At 66.2% G+C, this 15,545-nt stretch carries 17 protein-coding genes and 1 tRNA gene; all 18 read left to right on the top strand.

Annotation, left to right across the window (positions count from 1 at the left end; all coding sequences use genetic code 11):
- Positions 1 to 52: 52 nt before the first annotated feature.
- The 18 genes from OXM57_10075 (at position 53) to OXM57_09990 (ending at position 15,525) form a co-directional block, all read left to right on the top strand.
- Complete coding sequence (locus tag OXM57_10075) at positions 53 to 358, top strand: four helix bundle protein (protein MDE0353024.1); 306 nt, start codon at positions 53 to 55, stop codon at positions 356 to 358.
- A 10-nt stretch (positions 359 to 368) separates the two neighbouring features.
- Positions 369 to 608 (top strand): preprotein translocase subunit SecG, encoded by a 240-nt coding sequence (gene secG, locus OXM57_10070; GenBank protein ID MDE0353023.1) that lies wholly within the window; start codon positions 369 to 371, stop codon positions 606 to 608.
- Positions 609 to 685: 77 nt separating this feature from the next.
- On the top strand, positions 686 to 2,239 hold the full coding sequence (locus OXM57_10065) for a DUF3179 domain-containing (seleno)protein (GenBank protein ID MDE0353022.1): 1,554 nt from the start codon (positions 686 to 688) through the stop codon (positions 2,237 to 2,239).
- 69 nt (positions 2,240 to 2,308) lie between these two features.
- Positions 2,309 to 3,394 carry an S-(hydroxymethyl)mycothiol dehydrogenase gene (locus OXM57_10060; protein ID MDE0353021.1) on the top strand — a complete coding sequence of 362 codons (1,086 nt, stop codon included), beginning with the start codon at positions 2,309 to 2,311 and terminating at the stop codon, positions 3,392 to 3,394.
- Between the two features lie 113 nt (positions 3,395 to 3,507).
- On the top strand, positions 3,508 to 4,137 hold the full coding sequence (locus tag OXM57_10055; GenBank protein ID MDE0353020.1) for an MBL fold metallo-hydrolase: 630 nt from the start codon (positions 3,508 to 3,510) through the stop codon (positions 4,135 to 4,137).
- Between the two features lie 40 nt (positions 4,138 to 4,177).
- Positions 4,178 to 4,261: transfer RNA gene (locus tag OXM57_10050), tRNA-Leu, on the top strand.
- 24 nt (positions 4,262 to 4,285) lie between these two features.
- On the top strand, positions 4,286 to 4,828 hold the full coding sequence (locus OXM57_10045) for a gamma carbonic anhydrase family protein (protein ID MDE0353019.1): 543 nt from the start codon (positions 4,286 to 4,288) through the stop codon (positions 4,826 to 4,828).
- 114 nt (positions 4,829 to 4,942) lie between these two features.
- Complete coding sequence (locus OXM57_10040) at positions 4,943 to 5,248, top strand: hypothetical protein (protein MDE0353018.1); 306 nt, start codon at positions 4,943 to 4,945, stop codon at positions 5,246 to 5,248.
- A complete protein-coding gene (locus OXM57_10035; GenBank protein ID MDE0353017.1) occupies positions 5,245 to 5,436 on the top strand; it encodes a hypothetical protein in 192 nt (63 codons plus the stop codon). Before OXM57_10040 ends, OXM57_10035 begins: the two co-directional genes overlap by 4 nt.
- A gap of 752 nt (positions 5,437 to 6,188) precedes the next feature.
- The gene (locus OXM57_10030) at positions 6,189 to 6,980 is read left to right on the top strand and encodes a tRNA (adenine-N1)-methyltransferase (protein MDE0353016.1); all 792 of its coding nucleotides are present in this window, start codon (positions 6,189 to 6,191) and stop codon (positions 6,978 to 6,980) included.
- Between the two features lie 103 nt (positions 6,981 to 7,083).
- Positions 7,084 to 8,808 (top strand): proteasome ATPase, encoded by a 1,725-nt coding sequence (gene arc / locus OXM57_10025; protein MDE0353015.1) that lies wholly within the window; start codon positions 7,084 to 7,086, stop codon positions 8,806 to 8,808.
- A 2-nt stretch (positions 8,809 to 8,810) separates the two neighbouring features.
- Entirely contained in the window at positions 8,811 to 10,289 is a 1,479-nt protein-coding gene (gene dop, locus OXM57_10020; GenBank protein MDE0353014.1) for a depupylase/deamidase Dop, read from the top strand.
- Positions 10,290 to 10,423: 134 nt separating this feature from the next.
- Complete coding sequence (locus OXM57_10015) at positions 10,424 to 10,612, top strand: ubiquitin-like protein Pup (protein MDE0353013.1); 189 nt, start codon at positions 10,424 to 10,426, stop codon at positions 10,610 to 10,612.
- Entirely contained in the window at positions 10,609 to 11,400 is a 792-nt protein-coding gene (prcB, locus tag OXM57_10010) for a proteasome subunit beta (protein ID MDE0353012.1), read from the top strand. Before OXM57_10015 ends, prcB begins: the two co-directional genes overlap by 4 nt.
- Positions 11,397 to 12,074 (top strand): proteasome subunit alpha, encoded by a 678-nt coding sequence (gene prcA / locus OXM57_10005; protein MDE0353011.1) that lies wholly within the window; start codon positions 11,397 to 11,399, stop codon positions 12,072 to 12,074. Before prcB ends, prcA begins: the two co-directional genes overlap by 4 nt.
- 104 nt (positions 12,075 to 12,178) lie before the next feature.
- A complete protein-coding gene (gene pafA / locus OXM57_10000; GenBank protein ID MDE0353010.1) occupies positions 12,179 to 13,534 on the top strand; it encodes a Pup--protein ligase in 1,356 nt (451 codons plus the stop codon).
- 123 nt (positions 13,535 to 13,657) lie between these two features.
- Complete coding sequence (locus tag OXM57_09995) at positions 13,658 to 14,581, top strand: WYL domain-containing protein (GenBank protein ID MDE0353009.1); 924 nt, start codon at positions 13,658 to 13,660, stop codon at positions 14,579 to 14,581.
- Positions 14,578 to 15,525, top strand: a complete 948-nt coding sequence (locus OXM57_09990; protein MDE0353008.1) for a WYL domain-containing protein — start codon at positions 14,578 to 14,580, stop codon at positions 15,523 to 15,525. The genes OXM57_09995 and OXM57_09990 overlap by 4 nt, the downstream gene beginning before the upstream one ends.
- The last annotated feature ends 20 nt before the right edge of the window (positions 15,526 to 15,545 follow it).

Raw genomic sequence — 15,545 nt, 5'->3', positions numbered from 1 at the left:
GTTGCTAGTTGCTAGTTGCTAGTTGCTAGTCAATATAGCTTAGAACATACTGATGGCTATAGTAACCATCACGGGCGGCTATCAGGATTTGGAGGTCTGGCAGAAATCCCTCGAGTTGGCCGAGATGGTCTATCGGCTCTCCGCCAGGGAGTTCCTCCAGTTTCTGGGAATCGCGAGCGGCTCGCTGGCAGAGACAGAGACGTTTCTGATCTTGGCTAGCCGGCTGGGCATGGCCGACAACGAGCACGTTCAGGATGTTCTGGTTTGTGCCGACGAGGTTGGTAGGATGCTCAGCGGGCTCAAGCGGGCGCTTCGCTTGACGCCCACCACCAACTCGAAACTAGAAACTAACAACTAGGAACTAAGTAATGACTGTTGCGATCGCCATCATCACCGTCCTTCATCTCATCGTGGCGGTTGCCCTGGTCTTCCTGATCCTGCTTCATGCCGGCAAGGGTGGGCTTGGCGACATGTTCGGCGGCGGGATGCAGGCAGGCGGGATGGGCGGATCGACGCTCGCCGAGCGGAACCTGGATCGCATGACCGTCTTCGTGGCGGTCCTGTTCGCGGCCACGACCGTCAGCCTGGCGATCCTTCTCGGCCGCTGAACTCATGATCCTCGGCCTGCGATCGGAAGCGGGCCGGCGCACGAGTTGATGACCGGACCTCCGGGCGAGACCGCGGCATGAATCCCGGACGCCGCCGGGCGCTTCTGATCGGTCTGGTGTTACTGGCGGGGCTCGCCCTGCTGGTCGCCATCCGATCCGCGGGACCGCCGAGCCGGCAGGCCGAAACGGTCGAGGTCGCCGAGCCTGTCGAGGCCACCAGCACGACCGGCCTGACGGCATCCACGACCGCGTCCGGCCGTGACCAACCGACCGGCGAGGCTCCGGAGGCGGCGCCCGAGCAGGTCTCCGCCGCAACCACGGCGCTGCCGGCCGAATCAACGGATGAACCGGCGGCCACTACAGCAGAGGACGCCGTGGCGGTGGACGTAGAAGCCGATCTCCAAGCGGTACTCGACTCGTTGACCACCGGGCTGGACACCGATGCCATCGTCCGCCTCGGCCGGTCCGGTGATCTGCGCGTCGCCTGGGTCATCGCGGATCTCATGCGCTTCATCCATCCCGAGGCTTCGGGCCTCCAGTACGCGTTCACCCAACTGACGGGCGTGGACCTCGGCCCGAACCCGTGGCGCGACGCCACCAACCAGTTGATGGCATGGGACACCCCGGCGCCACCAGGGTTCGGCGCGTGGAAGGGCGGGTTGTACACCTTGGTCGAGTTGGGATGGGCGCCCTTCTTCGCCGACGAGGACTCACTCATCGATTGGCGTCACGTCACGTGGGGCGGGGTGCTGATCGACGATCGCCCACTCAACACGACGCACCTGCCGTGCCCCAGGGGCTGCATCCCGGCGCTCAACGATCCCCTACTGGTACCCGCCTCCGAGGGCGACTACTACCCCGACGAGGCATACGTGTTCGCGGTGACCGTCAACGGGGAGGCGGTGGCGTTCCCCAAGAACATCATGGAAGTTCACGAGATGGTCAACATCACCATCGGGGGAAGGCGATTGGGTATTCCGTACTGCACCCTGTGCGGCTCCGCCCAGGCCTACTTCACGGACGTGGTGCCCGACTCGGTCCGCGACCGGCTCGGCGACGCCGGGACGTTCGAGCTCCGCACGTCCGGGCTCCTTACACGTTCCAACAAGATGATGTACGAGTACCACACGCGTTCCATGTTCGACACCTTCACCGGCCAGGCCGTGAGCGGTCCTCTCCGGGAGGCGGGCGTCCGGTTGCCCCAGACCACGATGGTGACCTCGCGGTGGGGCGAGTGGAAGGCGGCCAATCCGCACACTCTCATCGTGGCGGAGGACGGTGGGATAGGCCGGTCCTACCCGGACGATCCCCTGCGGGGTCGGGACGACCACGGTCCCATCTTCCCGATAGGGGACTGGGACGACCGCCTGCCGGTCCACGAGAAGGTACTGGGTGTGCTTTCCGAGGTAGGAACGGAGCCGATCGTGGTGGCGTTTTCCGTCGTTGATGCCCATGCGACGCTGGACCGCGGAGGGTCGGTGGAGCACTCCGGGATCGTTGTGACCAAGGACGGGGGCGGCCTGCGGGCCCTGGGACCGGACGGAGTCGAGATACCCGCCCACGAGTCCTTCTGGTTCGCGTGGAGCCAGTTCCATCCCGGAACCGAACTCTGGACACCATCTGGGGCGTAGAGGTCCGGACCGGTCCCGGACACACTCATCCAACTAGTCTTCCCGATAACGTCAGCAGAGGAGAAGAAAATGCCACGGACCGTGCAGGGTGTGGTATCGAAGGCAGTCGGCGAGCCGGTGACCCTCGAGGAGATCGTCATACCGGATCCCGGTCCCGGTGAGGCCGTGGTCCGCATCCAGGCTTGCGGGGTCTGCCACACGGACCTCCACTACCGCGAAGGAGGCATCAACAACGACTTCCCCTTCTTCCTCGGCCACGAGGCGGCCGGGGTGGTCGAGGAAGTGGGTGCCGGGGTGACCGAGGTGGAGCCCGGTGACTTCGTCATCCTGAACTGGCGGGCGGTATGCGGCCAGTGCCGGTCGTGCCTGAGGGGTCGGCCCAACATTTGTTTCAGCACCCACAATGCTTCCCAGAAGATGAGCCTCGCCGACGGCACGGAGTTGTCGGCTGCCCTCGGCATCGGCGCGTTCGCGGATGCCACCCTCGTGGCGGCCGGCCAATGCACCAAGGTGGATCCCGCCGCCTCGCCGGTGGCGGCCGGCCTGCTCGGTTGCGGGGTCATGGCCGGCATCGGCGCCGCGATCAACACCGGCGGCGTGGGCGCGGGCGACAGCGTGGCGGTGTTCGGCTGCGGAGGCGTGGGCGACGGCGCCATCGCCGGGGCCAAGCTGGCCGGAGCCACCACCATCATCGGGGTGGACATCGACGACCGGAAGCTCGAATGGGCGACAGAGTTCGGGGCCACCCACACCATCAACTCCAACGACGAGGACCCGGTCCATGCCATCAAGGCTCTGACCGGAGGCAACGGGGTCGACGTCGCCATCGAGGCGATCGGCCTACCACACGTCTACCAGCAGGCCTTCAAGGCCCGTGATCTAGCCGGCACCGTGGTGCTCGTGGGGGTGCCCGCCCCTGACATGACCCTCGAGTTGCCGTTCATCGAGGTGTTCGGCCGCGGAGGCGCCCTGAAGTCGAGTTGGTACGGGGACTGCCTTCCCTCCAAGGACTTCCCCATGCTGATCGACCTGTACCTCCAGGGCCGTCTCGACCTGGACCGGTTCGTCTCCGAGACGATCGGCGTGGGAGACGTCGAGGAGGCCTTCCACAAGATGGAGCGCGGCGAGGTTCTTCGCTCGGTCGTGGTGTTCTGAGAGGGTACTGAAAAATGTCCAGCTGGCCCCACAATAGGCAACAACGGCCCACGTCGAGACCGTCGCGGGCCAACCCATCCTCGTCTTTTTCAGCACCCTCTTAGGGCTCGACCATGCCGATCGAACTGGTAACGACCGACGGGCTGTTCCGCCTCGACGGCGGGGAGTGGGAGGTCACCAACAACATCTGGCTGATCGGGGACGATCGGGAGGTGCTGGTGATCGACGCCGGCCATGACCACGCCCCGATCGTGGAGGCGGTGGCGGGACGGCGGGTGTCCTCCATCGTGGCAACTCACGGCCACAACGACCACATCAACTCGGCGGTCGCCCTGCGCGATCGCGTGGACGCTCCCATCCTGCTCCACCCCGACGACCGGATGCTTTGGGATATGGTGTACGCCGAAGAGGTCCCGGACCGTGACCTGGCGCACGGCGCCACGCTGCGGGTGGCCGGACACGAGTTGGATGTGATCCACACCCCCGGACACTCACCGGGCTCGTGCTGCTTCCTGGACAACAGGAGCGGGCTGATGTTCTCGGGTGACACCCTGTTCAAAGGGGGCCCGGGCGCTACCGGGCGGAGCTTCAGTGACCGGCCCACCATCCTCCGGAGCATCCGCGACATGCTGCTGGTCCTCCCGGACGAGACGGTCGTCCACACCGGCCATGGCGACAGCACCACCATCGGTGCGGAACGGGCCGGGGTACTTGACCGGATCGCCCGCCTGGGCCTCGACTGATCAAAGGACCCGCGGTGGGTATACTCGTGCCCCCGCTCGGGTCGGAGTGGCGGAACTGGTAGACGCGCTAGGTTGAGGGCCTAGTGCCCGCAAGGGCGTGGAGGTTCGAGTCCTCTCTCCGACACCGGTCTGGAGGTATCCTTCGGTCGTGTCCCGGGTCGATCAAACCCACGGGGAGCCCGAGGGACCGGTGGTCCTGGGATCCCCCTCCATCCATCCCGACTCCTTCGTGGCGCCGGGCGTTCACATCTACGGCAACGCCGTGATCGAAGCCCGCGCCGTGGTCATGTTCGGGGTGGTTATCCGCGCCGAACTGGACCGGGTGGTGGTGGGGGAGGGATCAAACCTCCAGGACAATGTGGTGGTGCATTGCGACCCCGGCTTCCCGTGTGTGGTCGGCAGGGACACCACGGTGGGACACGCCGCGGTGCTGCACAGCGTGAGGGTCGGAGACCATTGCCTGGTCGGGATCGGCTCTATGGCACTCACCGGCTCCGAGCTGGGTGAGGGCGCCTGGCTCGCGTCCGGGGCGGTGCTGCCGGAGGGACGGGTCATCCCGCCCTGGACCCTCGCCATGGGTATCCCGGCCAAGCCGGTGAGGCGGCTGACCGATGACGAGATCGAGCGGCAGAGATCGGGAGTCGCCACATACCAGCAGTTCCTGGAGGCCTACAAGCCCTTGCTGGGATGAAGCCCGCCTCTCCGGGTTGCGGACGGCCCTGGGGCTCTCAGGCGAGATTCCGGATCTCCTTGAGGAATACCCACCGACCACTAGGCTTGAGCGCCCCTGCCGGATTACCACGCCATGAAGCAAGCCGAAATCCCCCAGCTGATATCCGAACTGCTCGAGATGTCGAAGGCGTACCTCGCCCAGGAGACGGTGGCGCCCTTGCGCCGGGTGGCGCGTTTCGCGGGGTTCAGCCTGCTGGCGGGGCTGCTGTTCGCGGCGGGTTGGCTGATGCTCTCGATCGCAGGGCTGAGACTGGTCCTGGACCTGCTTCCTGACAGCGCGCTGTGGAGTGTTCTGGGCTACTTCATCGGCGCGGCGCTGGCCGGCCTGCTGGCTCTCTTCGTGATGTGGCTGGCCAACCGACCCAGGGGAGCCCTGTGATCACCCGTGACGATATCGAAGCCAAGGCTCACCAGATCGAGGAAGCCGTCAACGACACCGGCGACTTCGTCCGCTCGGCCGCCATGAGAAACGCGCTGGCCTGGGCCGGCGCGCTCGCCATCGTCTTCCTGGCCGGACGGAGGCGCGCCCGGCGCCGTGGCGCCCGGATCGAGATCCACCGGCTGTAGTTGCCCAGCTAACTGTCTACCCGGAAGGTCGCCGGCGCCTCGCCGGGCCGGGAGACCCTGAGACCGACGGTCTGACCAGGTTTCACCCGAACCGTCGCCACCTGCGAGCGGTAGGGCCTCCAACGCCTGTTGAACTGGGTGACCAGCACAGTGAGACCTACCAGGATGAGCGGCCACTTGCCTTCTCGAAGGCCCTGGAAAACGTAACGAGCGCCGCGACGAGCGGACAGGAACCGGATCATCACCGCCCAGGCTAGCCATGCCCTCGTGGCCGCTAGGAGGTACACCCGGCTCACCGGCCGCGACGAAGCGGTTGAAAGTGTCACACGTCCGCGATACGTTGCCGACCGCCAAGCACCTACACCGGACGCAAGCGTTACCGATCGGAGCGACCCGGCCCGCAGGGAACATACCGGCTTATGGGAGCGCCCCGCCGACACCCGGCTCCAATCCGGGCATGGCCCAACACGCCCCACGCCAAGGACAGGTGGTGGCGGGGGAGGGCCCGGGGCGGAGCAACCGTTTGCTGGGGCGTCGGTTTTCGCGTTCTTCGGGCGGGCTCATGACACTAGATTGGCGGAGAGGTGTTCGGAGTGCGGAGACGACGACTCGAAAATACGCCTCGCCGGAGCACCAGGAGAGGAGCATATGAGGCGGACGCCCACATGGGTGAAGGTGGTGGTCTGGGTCACCGTGGCCGGCATGGTGCTGACCTTGGTAGCCAGCCTGGCCTCGCTCGGGTTTTGACCGTCGTGGCGGCGGGAATCCCGTTCGGGGAGGGCGAGCCGGCTCTCCTGCTCGACGACAAGGGACGCAAGTACCTCTTGCGACTTCGCTCCACCGGCATGTTCCAGTACCACCGGGGAAGCCTTGCCCACGCCGACATCATCGGCCGGCCTGAGGGGACCAGGTTCACATCCTCCAACGGCGCGCCCTTGATAGGTGTCCGGCCCCGCCTGGCCGATTACGTACTCAAGATGCGGCGCGGGCCGCAGGTGGTGTACCCGAAGGATCTCGGACCGATCCTCGTGTATGCCGACATCCGCCCCGGCGCCACCGTGGTGGAAGCCGGCACGGGCTCCGGCGCCGCCACTCTGGCCCTGGTCCGGGCGGTGGGCCCGACCGGCCGGGTGATCTCGTGCGAGCTCCGCGAGGATCACGCCGCCCGCGGGCGGGCCAACATCGAACGCTATTTCGGATCGATTCCCGACCACCTTGACCTTCGGGTGGGTGATGTCCGTGAGATCGCGGCCGAGGTCGAGCACGATCGCCTCGTCCTGGACCTGGCGGAGCCCTGGCAGGTCATCCCGGCCACGGCCGAGACCCTACGACCCGGCGGTCTGGTGGCCGGCTACGTCCCCACCGTTCCACAGCTCGACAGGTTCCACAGCACTCTGGAATCCAGCGGGCGGTTCGTCGATGTCGAGACCTTCGAGATCCTGCTCCGGACGTGGCACGTCGCGGGCCGCTCGGTCCGCCCGGATCACGGGATGGTCGGCCACACCGGATTCGTGACCACAGCCCGATGCGTCACCGCGCCGTGAGGGGGTATGCGATTGTTCGAGAAGAGGACTTCCACTCGGATGAAGAGGACTTCCACTCGTATACTGCCCGCAATGTTCAGGCGGGCGAATGACTGATCGACAGATGCCGTACGAATACGAGCACCGGATCAACGCGCTCCGAGGCACCGTGCACGCGCTGGAGGAAGAGGTCTCCGTTCTGCGCCGTCGCCTCCAGGACGGCCCGCGCCGGGTCCGGCTCCTGGAGAGCCGTCTGGCCGAAGCCAAGGCCCAGCTCGCCCTGGCCGGCCAGCGCAACGAGAAGCTGTCCGCAGTACTGGAGGAGGCCCGGGAACAGCTCGCCATGCTCCGGGCCGAGGTGGACAAGCTCACCACCGCCCCCAATCCGTTCGCCACGGTCCTGGGTGTCAACAGCGACAGCACCGTCGACGTGATCAGCGGGGGGCGCCAGATGCGCGTGAACGCCCAGCCCTCCATCGAGATCAAGGAACTCCAGCGGGGCCAGCAGGTGCTGGTGAACGATTCGATGAACATCGTGGAGGTGAGGGACTTCGACCGCCAGGGTCAGGTCGTCACCATCAAGGAGATCCTCTCCGACGACCGGCTGCTGGTGATGGCCCACGCCGACGAGGAGCGGGTAGTGGAGTTGGCAGGGCCGCTGCAGCGGGTCTTCCTGAGGATCGGGGACCACGTTCGCATCGACCCCCGGCACGGCCTCGCCTACGAGAGGCTGATCCGGCCCGAGGTGGAGGAACTGGTGCTCGAGGAAGTCCCCGACGTCACCTACGCCCAGGTGGGCGGACTCCACGAGCAGATCGAAGCGATCAAGGACGCCGTGGAGCTTCCGTATGTTCACCGGGACCTGTTCGAGGAATACGGTCTGGTGGCGCCCAAGGGGGTCCTCCTCTACGGGCCACCCGGATGCGGCAAGACCCTCATCGCCAAGGCGGTGGCCAACAGCCTGGCCGACGCGGTGGCCAGGCGCACGGGCCACGACGACGCCCGGTCCTACTTCCTCAACATCAAGGGCCCGGAGCTTCTCAACAAATACGTGGGCGAGACCGAGCGGCAGATCCGGCTGATCTTCCAGCGTGCCAGGGAGAAGTCTGACGAAGGCGTCCCGGTGATCGTCTTCTTCGATGAGATGGACTCCCTCTTCCGGACCCGCGGCACGGGTATCTCATCCGACGTCGAGTCCACCATCGTCCCGCAGCTTCTCTCGGAACTCGATGGCGTGGAGATGATCAAGAACGTGATCGTGATCGGCGCCTCCAACCGGGAAGACCTCATCGATCCGGCCATTCTCCGCCCCGGAAGGCTGGATGTGAAGATCAAGATCGCCCGTCCCAACACGTCGGCGGCCCGCCAGATCTTCAAGATCTACCTCGGTACCGACCTCCCGTTCGACGCCGGCGCCCTCGAGGAGGCGGGCGGTGATCCGGTCTGCCTGGTGGACAGCATGGTCGACCAGGTGGTGCACAGGATGTACGCCGAGAGCGATGAGAACCGCTTCCTGGAGGTCACCTACCAGAACGGTGACCGGGAAATCCTCTACTTCCGTGACTTCGCCTCGGGCGCCATGATCGAGAACATCGTCCGCCGGGCCAAGAAGGCGGCCATCAAGCGGCGGATAGCCGGTGACTCCGGCGGGATCAGCACCGAGGACCTGCTGGTCGGCATCAAGCAGGAGTTCCGTGAGCACGAGGACCTCCCGAACACCACCAACCCGGACGACTGGGCCAAGATCTCCGGGAAGAAGGGGGAGCGGATCGTCTACGTCCGCACCCTCATCGAGGGGGAGGACGAGTCGAGGACCATCGAGGCGGTCGGCGCAGGTCAGTACCTGTAAGCATGGCAGCCCCCAAAGTCATCGGGACCGAGACCGAATACGGGATCACGGTTCGCAACCAACCGGACTTCAACCCTACCCTCGCCTCCTCGCTGGTGGTCAACTCCTACCAGGGGGGCCGCGTCCGGGTGCGGTGGTCCTTCGACGAGGAGACCCCGGGCCGGGACGCTCGGGGCGGGGGTCACGAGGATCACGGCCTGGCGGAGCCCGATTCCGGTCTGGTCAACGTGGTTCTGACCAACGGCGCCCGCTTCTACGTCGATCACGCCCATCCCGAGTACTCCAGCCCCGAGTGCGTCGACCCGTGGCAGGCCGCCCTGTACGACAAGGCGGGGGAGCGGGTGGTGGCCACCGCCGTGGACCAGGCCTACCAGATCCTCCGGCCCGGCGAGTACATGTACGTCCACAAGAACAACAGCGACGGTAAGAGCAACTCCTACGGCCATCACGAGAACTACCTGGTGGATAGGGAGTTGCCCTTCTCCGACCTGATCCGCTACGCCACCACGTGGCTGGTGACCCGCCAGATCTTCACCGGTTCGGGAAAGCTCGGTTCCGAGAACGGCCGCCCACCGGTGCGTTACCAGATCAGCCAGCGAGCCGACTTCTTCGAGGAGGAGGTCGGCCTGGAGACCACGCTCAAGAGACCCATCATCAACACCAGGGACGAGCCCCACGGCGATCCGGCCCGGTACCGGCGGTTCCACGTCATCATCGGCGACGCCAACATGTCGGAGGTCCAGACGTTCGTGAAGCTGGGGACCACCGCCCTGCTCCTGGCCGCCATCGAGGACCGTGCCCTGCCCGACGATCTGGCCCTGGCCGACCCGGTATCGGCTACCTGGCAATCGAGCCACGACCTCTCCCTCAGCCTGCCCCTGCCAATGGCCGACGGCTCGTCCGCCACCGCTCTCGAGCTCCAGTTCCGCTACCTCGAGTGGCTGTCGAAGTATGCCGCCTCCAACCATCCGGAACCGGTGTGGGCGGACGTCATCACCGAGTGGAGTTCCATCCTCAACGATCTCGAACGGGACCCGATGCTCACTTCGGACCGGATCGACTGGACCGCCAAGTTACGAATGCTGAGCGCCTTCCGCCGGCGCGACGAGCTGGAGTGGCACGATCCCAAGCTGGCCATGGCCGCGCTCCAGTACCACGACACCGATCCCCGCAAGGGCTTGGCATACCGGCTCGAGGAGCGGGGCCTGCTCCGGAGGATCTTCGACGAGGCCGAATTGCGGCGGGCCACCGTGGAACCACCTCCCGAAACCCGCGCCTACTTCCGGGGACGATGCGTCAAGAAGTATCCCGACGCGCTCGTGGCTGCCAACTGGGACTCGCTGGTGTTCGACGTGGGTGAGGACTCCCTCAAGCGGGTGCCTATGATGGAGCCCTTGCGGGGTAACGAGTCTCTGGTCGGAGACCTGCTCGACTCCGCCCCGGACGCAGCCGCGCTCCTGGACGCTCTCGGAGGGTGCTGAAAGACCTATCCTCCCGGAGGGGTGAGGGTCGGCTCGGGAACGCTATGAAGCCCGTCGTCGGCGCCTGCATGATTGGTCGACAAGTGAAGCATTGCAACATGGCCGGGTTCGGCCAGGGGTCCTAGGAGGAGAAGATGGCACAGGAACGAGAGCGGATCCGGCGCCGTCGCGGCGAAGTAACAGAGCCGGTTACGGCATCCCCGCAAGTCGCCGCGCAAGGCGGGGTACACAAGATCGACGAACTCCTGGACGAGATAGATTCGGTGCTCGAGGAGAACGCCGAGGAGTTCGTGAAGAACTACGTGCAAAAGGGCGGCGAGTGACGGGCAGCCTGCTTCCTCTGGGGGCGCCCCTGCCCGGCGCCAGCTTCACCGAACTGATCAGGTCACTCGACCTGGCTCCGCAATGGGAACTGGGCCCGGACGCCCCGCCCTCCGGTTTCCGCCCGCCTGACGCAACCACCGTGCTGGCCCTCCGCTACGGCGGCGGCGTGGTGATGGTGGGGGATCGCCAGGCGACCGCCGGATACGACATCGCTCATCGCCACATCCAGAAGGTGTTCGCCGCGGATTCCTACTCGGCCGTGGCCATCTCGGGAACGGCGGGGCTCGGAGTCGAGCTGATCCGCCTCTTCCAGACCGAGTTGGAGCACTACGAGAAGCTCGAGGGGGTGCGCCTCAGCCTGGAGGGCAAGGCCACCTACCTGGCCCGGATGGTTCGTTCCCAGCTACCCATGGCCATGCAGGGGTTCGTAGTCGTGCCGCTGTTCTGCGGGATCGAGCCCGAGAGCGGGACCGGGCATGTGTTCACCTTCGATGCGATCGGAGGGCGCTACGAGGAGCGGGACTTCGGCGCCGCCGGTTCGGGGAGCCGGGAAGCCAGGGCATACCTGAGAACGGTGTACAACCCCGGATCCGACCGGACCGAGGCCGTCGACCACAGCATCGCCGCCCTGGTGGCGGCGGCCGGCCAGGACCTGGCGACCGGTGGTCCCGACCTGCGTCGCGGGATCTACCCCAACGTGTTCACGGTCACCACCGACGGCGTCCAGGAAGTCGACCGGACCGAAGTGGCTGAGGCGGCCGAACGGGCTTTGGAGGTGGTCCGGTGACCCTTCCGTTCTACGTAGCTCCCGAACAGCTGGTCAAGGACCGCGCCGAGTACGCCCGCAAGGGCATTGCCCGAGGCCGGTCTATCGCCGCTCTGGAGGTTCGGGAGGGGGTCCTGTTGCTGGCCGAGAACCCCAGCCGCACCCTCACCAAGACCTCGGAGATATACGACCGTATCGCCTTCGCCGGGGTGGGCAAGTACAACGAGTTCGAGTCATTGCGGGTGGCGGGAATCCGCTATGCCGACATCAAGGGATACCAGTACGGGCGCCGCGACGTCACCGCCAAGAGCCTCGCGTCGGCCTTCTCGCAGACGCTGGGAAACATATTCGTCCAGGGACCCAAGCCCTTCGAGGTGGAGGTGCTGGTGGCGGAGGTCGGCCGGACCGTTGCCGAGGACCGCCTGTTCAAGGTCACGTACGACGGCACGCTGTACGACAAGCGCGGTTACACGGCCATCGGCGGGCAGGCCGACGAGCTGTCCGACCGGCTGGGGGAGGACTACCAGGACACCCTCGGCCTGGACGAGGCTCTGGCCCTCACCGCCAACGCGTTCCGGGAGGTCGAGGGCCGCGACATCGACGGTTGGGAGGGCGCCCTGCTGGCGCGGGAGGGCCCGGCGCGCCGGTTCCGCCGCCTGACCAAGGAAGAACTCGGCGAGATAGCGAATTCCTAGTTGCTAGTTATGTTTAAGCTTATAAGATAACGGCTAGTACCTAGAAACTACTGACTAGTAAATACTGACTAGCGACTAGAAACTAGTCATTAGCCTATTGGGCCATGGAACGGCGCATCTTCGGTCTCGAGAACGAGTTCGGGATCACGTGCACGCTTCGAGGTCAGCGCCGCCTCAGTCCCGACGAGGTGGCCCGCATCCTGTTCCGGGGGGTCGTGACGTGGGGCCGGTCCTCGAACGTGTTCCTGGAGAACGGGGCTCGGCTCTATCTGGACGTGGGCAGCCATCCTGAGTACGCCACACCGGAGTGCGACGACCTCCTCGATCTGGTAGCCCACGACAAGGCCGGCGAGCGGGTCCTGGAAGATTTGCAGCGTTCCGCCGAGCAACGCCTCCGGAACGACGGTATCCGGGGGAACATCTTCCTCTACAAGAACAACACCGACTCGGCCGGCAACTCCTACGGGTGCCACGAGAACTACCTGGTACTCCGCAAGGCGGACTTCCAGAAGATGCTGGAGATCCTCATACCGTTCCTGGTGAGCCGCCAGATCTTCTCGGGAGCGGGCAAGCTCCTCCAGACTGCCAAGGGGCCCACCTTCTCGATCTCGCAACGCGCCGACCACATCTGGGAAGGGGTCTCCTCGGCCACGACGCGGTCGCGACCCATCATCAACACGCGTGACGAGCCCCACGCGGATGCCGAGCGGTTCCGGCGACTCCATGTGATCGCCGGCGACTCCAACATGAACGAGTACGCCACCTACGTCAAGGTGGGCGCAACCGTTGCGCTTCTGGAGATGATCGAAGCCGACGTGATGTTCCGGGACCTGACCCTGGCCAACCCCATCCGGGCCATCCGGGAGATCAGCCAGGACCCGACCTGCCGGCAACCGGTACGCCTTGCCAACGGCCGGATGCTGTCGGCCCTCGACATCCAGTGGGAATACCTGGACCGGATCATCCGGTACGCCCGGAACCCCGGCTTCCCCCCCTCGGTACAGCGAGCCGTCGAGATGTGGGAGCACCTGCTCACCGGCCTCGAGAAGGACCCTTTCTCTCTCGAGCGCCAGGTCGACTGGGTTACCAAGTACCACCTCATCGAGCGTTACCGGGCCCGCTACGACCTGGCGCTCTCCGACGCCCGGGTCCAGTTGTTGGACCTCAGCTACCACGATGTGACGGAGGAGCGGAGCCTCTACTACCTGCTGGCCCGGCGGGGTGTCGTGGACCGCCTCGTGACGGACGCCGCCATCGCCATCGCCAAGGAGAAGCCCCCCCAGACCACCCGCGCCCGGCTGCGGGGGCGGTTCATCGCCGCTGCGAAGGCCCGCAACCGCGACTACACGGTGGACTGGGTCCACCTGAAGCTGAACGACCAGGCCCAGCGGACCGTGCTATGCAAGGACCCCTTCAAGGCCTCAGACGAGCGGGTGGAACGCCTGATCGCCGGCCTATGATTAGTCTCTAGTCGGCTAGTCTATAGTTGCTAGTCATTATATACAACTAGTCACGAGCAACTAGCAACCGGCACCTAGCTACTACTAGCCGCAGGGTATCGAGATCGGTACATTTGACAGACCATGAGCACCGTCGTCGAGCGCTTGATCAACCTGCTGGCTTATCTGGTCGATTCCCCGCGGCCCGTCACGGCCGAGCAGATCCGGAACACGGTGGCCGGGTACGGCAACCTGTCCGACCAGGCCTTCCATCGCAAGTTCGAGCGGGACAAGGCCAGCCTGCGCGAGCTGGGGATCGAGCTTGCGCAGGAAGCCACCGACGCCTGGGAGGTCGAGTGGGGCTACGTGGTTCCCGAGAGCAACTACCGGACCATCGAACCGGGGCTCACCGACGAGGAACGGACCGCGCTGGCCCTCGCGGTGCATATGGTGCGTTCCGGCGGCTGGCCGTCGGGCGCCAACGGCCTGCTCAAGCTGGGCGGGGCCCGGCTGGCCGACACGGACACACCGGTGGGCGCCGACCTGGGTCTGGGCAGCGAGCACCTGGCGCTGATCTTCCAGGCGGTGCTGGAGCGCCGCCCGATCCGGTTCGTCTACCACGGGCGCCCGCGCACCCTGTGCGCCTATGGCATGCACCACCGGCGGGGCCATTGGTACTTCGCGGGCGTCGAGCCGGACCAGGACCCCACCATCAGGACCTACCGGCTCGATCGGGCGGAGCGGTTGGAATTGGCGGGCGATCCGGACGCTTTTCCGCGGCCCGAGGGTTACAGCGCCCGGGACATCCTGGAGTCGCTGCCCTGGGAGCAACAGGCGCCGAAACGCGCGCTGATCGAGTGCGATGCCGACATCGCCTGGTGGGTCGCGAACCGGTTCCCCGACGCCGAGGCCGTGGGGCACACCGAGGAGGGAGGCACCATCCTGGAAGTCCCCTACGCGAACGACTCGTTGATCGACATGGTCATACACCTCGACGACGGGGCGGTGATCCTCGACCCTCCGGAGCTTCGCGCCGAGATGGTCAGGCGGCTCGAGGCCGGCCGGTGACCGCCTCTCGGACCCGGCAGAGGCTGGCCCGGATCCTGGCCCTGGTCCCGTGGGCGCTGGCCAACCCCTACCCGACCGTCACCGAGGTCATGGAGCGGTTCGGCTACGCGAGCCGTCGCCAACTCGCCGACGATCTCAACCTGCTCTTCTGCTGCGGGCTGCCCGGATACGGCCCCGGTGACCTGATGGTGGCGTACATGGACGGTGACGAGGTGGTTCTGGACATGGCCGACTACTTCTCCCGGCCGCTCCGGCTCACGCCCCACGAAGCCTTGGGACTGCTCAGCGCCGGCCTGGCGGTGGCCGGCACCTCCCAGGGGAACGAGGCGCTGGCGAGAGCGGTCGAGAAGCTGACCGGCGCCCTCTTCCCGGAGGCCGCCACGGTCATCGCGGCCGAGTTGCCTCCCGAGCCCGGACACCTCGACACCTTGCGCCGGTCGGCCCGTGACGGAACTGTGCTGACCATCACCTACCTGTCCCTGAGCACCAACCGGACCACCGTCCGGGCCATCGAGCCGCTGATGGTCCACGCGTCGATGGGAAGCTGGTACCTCCTGGCGTACTGCCGTCTGGCCGGTGACCGGCGCCTGTTCCGCGTGGACCGGATCCGGTCGGTGGAGGCGTCGGGGGAGGTGTTCGAACCCCCCGCCCGCCCGCCTGCTCCCACGAATGTCGACTACACGCCGTCCGCTGACGCGATCTATGCCCGGCTGGCGCTGCGTTCCGGCGCCAGGTGGGTGGCGGAGTACTACCCGGTGGAGATACTGGAGGACAACGGCGAGGAGCTGGTGATCCGCTTTGCCATGTCCGATGCGCGGGTGTGCGCCCGGCTGCTGCTGCGGCTGGGCGACCAGGCGCGCCTGATCGAGGGACCGGAAGTCCGGGAGGAGACCGAGCGCCTGCGCGAAGCAATCCTGGCTCGATACGACGCCGCCCGAGCCTGAACCGCCGTGGGGCGGGTAGG

This window comes from bacterium, from assembly GCA_028820935.1.
Lineage (GTDB): Bacteria > Actinomycetota > Acidimicrobiia > Spongiisociales > Spongiisociaceae > Spongiisocius.
This window is presented reverse-complemented; position numbering and strand designations above follow the sequence as displayed.

Bases quoted from the DNA above. Each gene is read 5' to 3' on its own strand.
- OXM57_10075 (MDE0353024.1), top strand. From the start codon at position 53: ATGGCTATAGTAACCATCACGGGCGGCTATCAGGATTTGGAGGTCTGG.
- secG (MDE0353023.1), top strand. From the start codon at position 369: ATGACTGTTGCGATCGCCATCATCACCGTCCTTCATCTCATCGTGGCG.
- OXM57_10065 (MDE0353022.1), top strand. From the start codon at position 686: ATGAATCCCGGACGCCGCCGGGCGCTTCTGATCGGTCTGGTGTTACTG.
- OXM57_10060 (MDE0353021.1), top strand. From the start codon at position 2,309: ATGCCACGGACCGTGCAGGGTGTGGTATCGAAGGCAGTCGGCGAGCCG.
- OXM57_10055 (MDE0353020.1), top strand. From the start codon at position 3,508: ATGCCGATCGAACTGGTAACGACCGACGGGCTGTTCCGCCTCGACGGC.
- OXM57_10040 (MDE0353018.1), top strand. From the start codon at position 4,943: ATGAAGCAAGCCGAAATCCCCCAGCTGATATCCGAACTGCTCGAGATG.
- arc (MDE0353015.1), top strand. From the start codon at position 7,084: ATGCCGTACGAATACGAGCACCGGATCAACGCGCTCCGAGGCACCGTG.
- dop (MDE0353014.1), top strand. From the start codon at position 8,811: ATGGCAGCCCCCAAAGTCATCGGGACCGAGACCGAATACGGGATCACG.
- OXM57_10015 (MDE0353013.1), top strand. From the start codon at position 10,424: ATGGCACAGGAACGAGAGCGGATCCGGCGCCGTCGCGGCGAAGTAACA.
- pafA (MDE0353010.1), top strand. From the start codon at position 12,179: ATGGAACGGCGCATCTTCGGTCTCGAGAACGAGTTCGGGATCACGTGC.
- OXM57_09995 (MDE0353009.1), top strand. From the start codon at position 13,658: ATGAGCACCGTCGTCGAGCGCTTGATCAACCTGCTGGCTTATCTGGTC.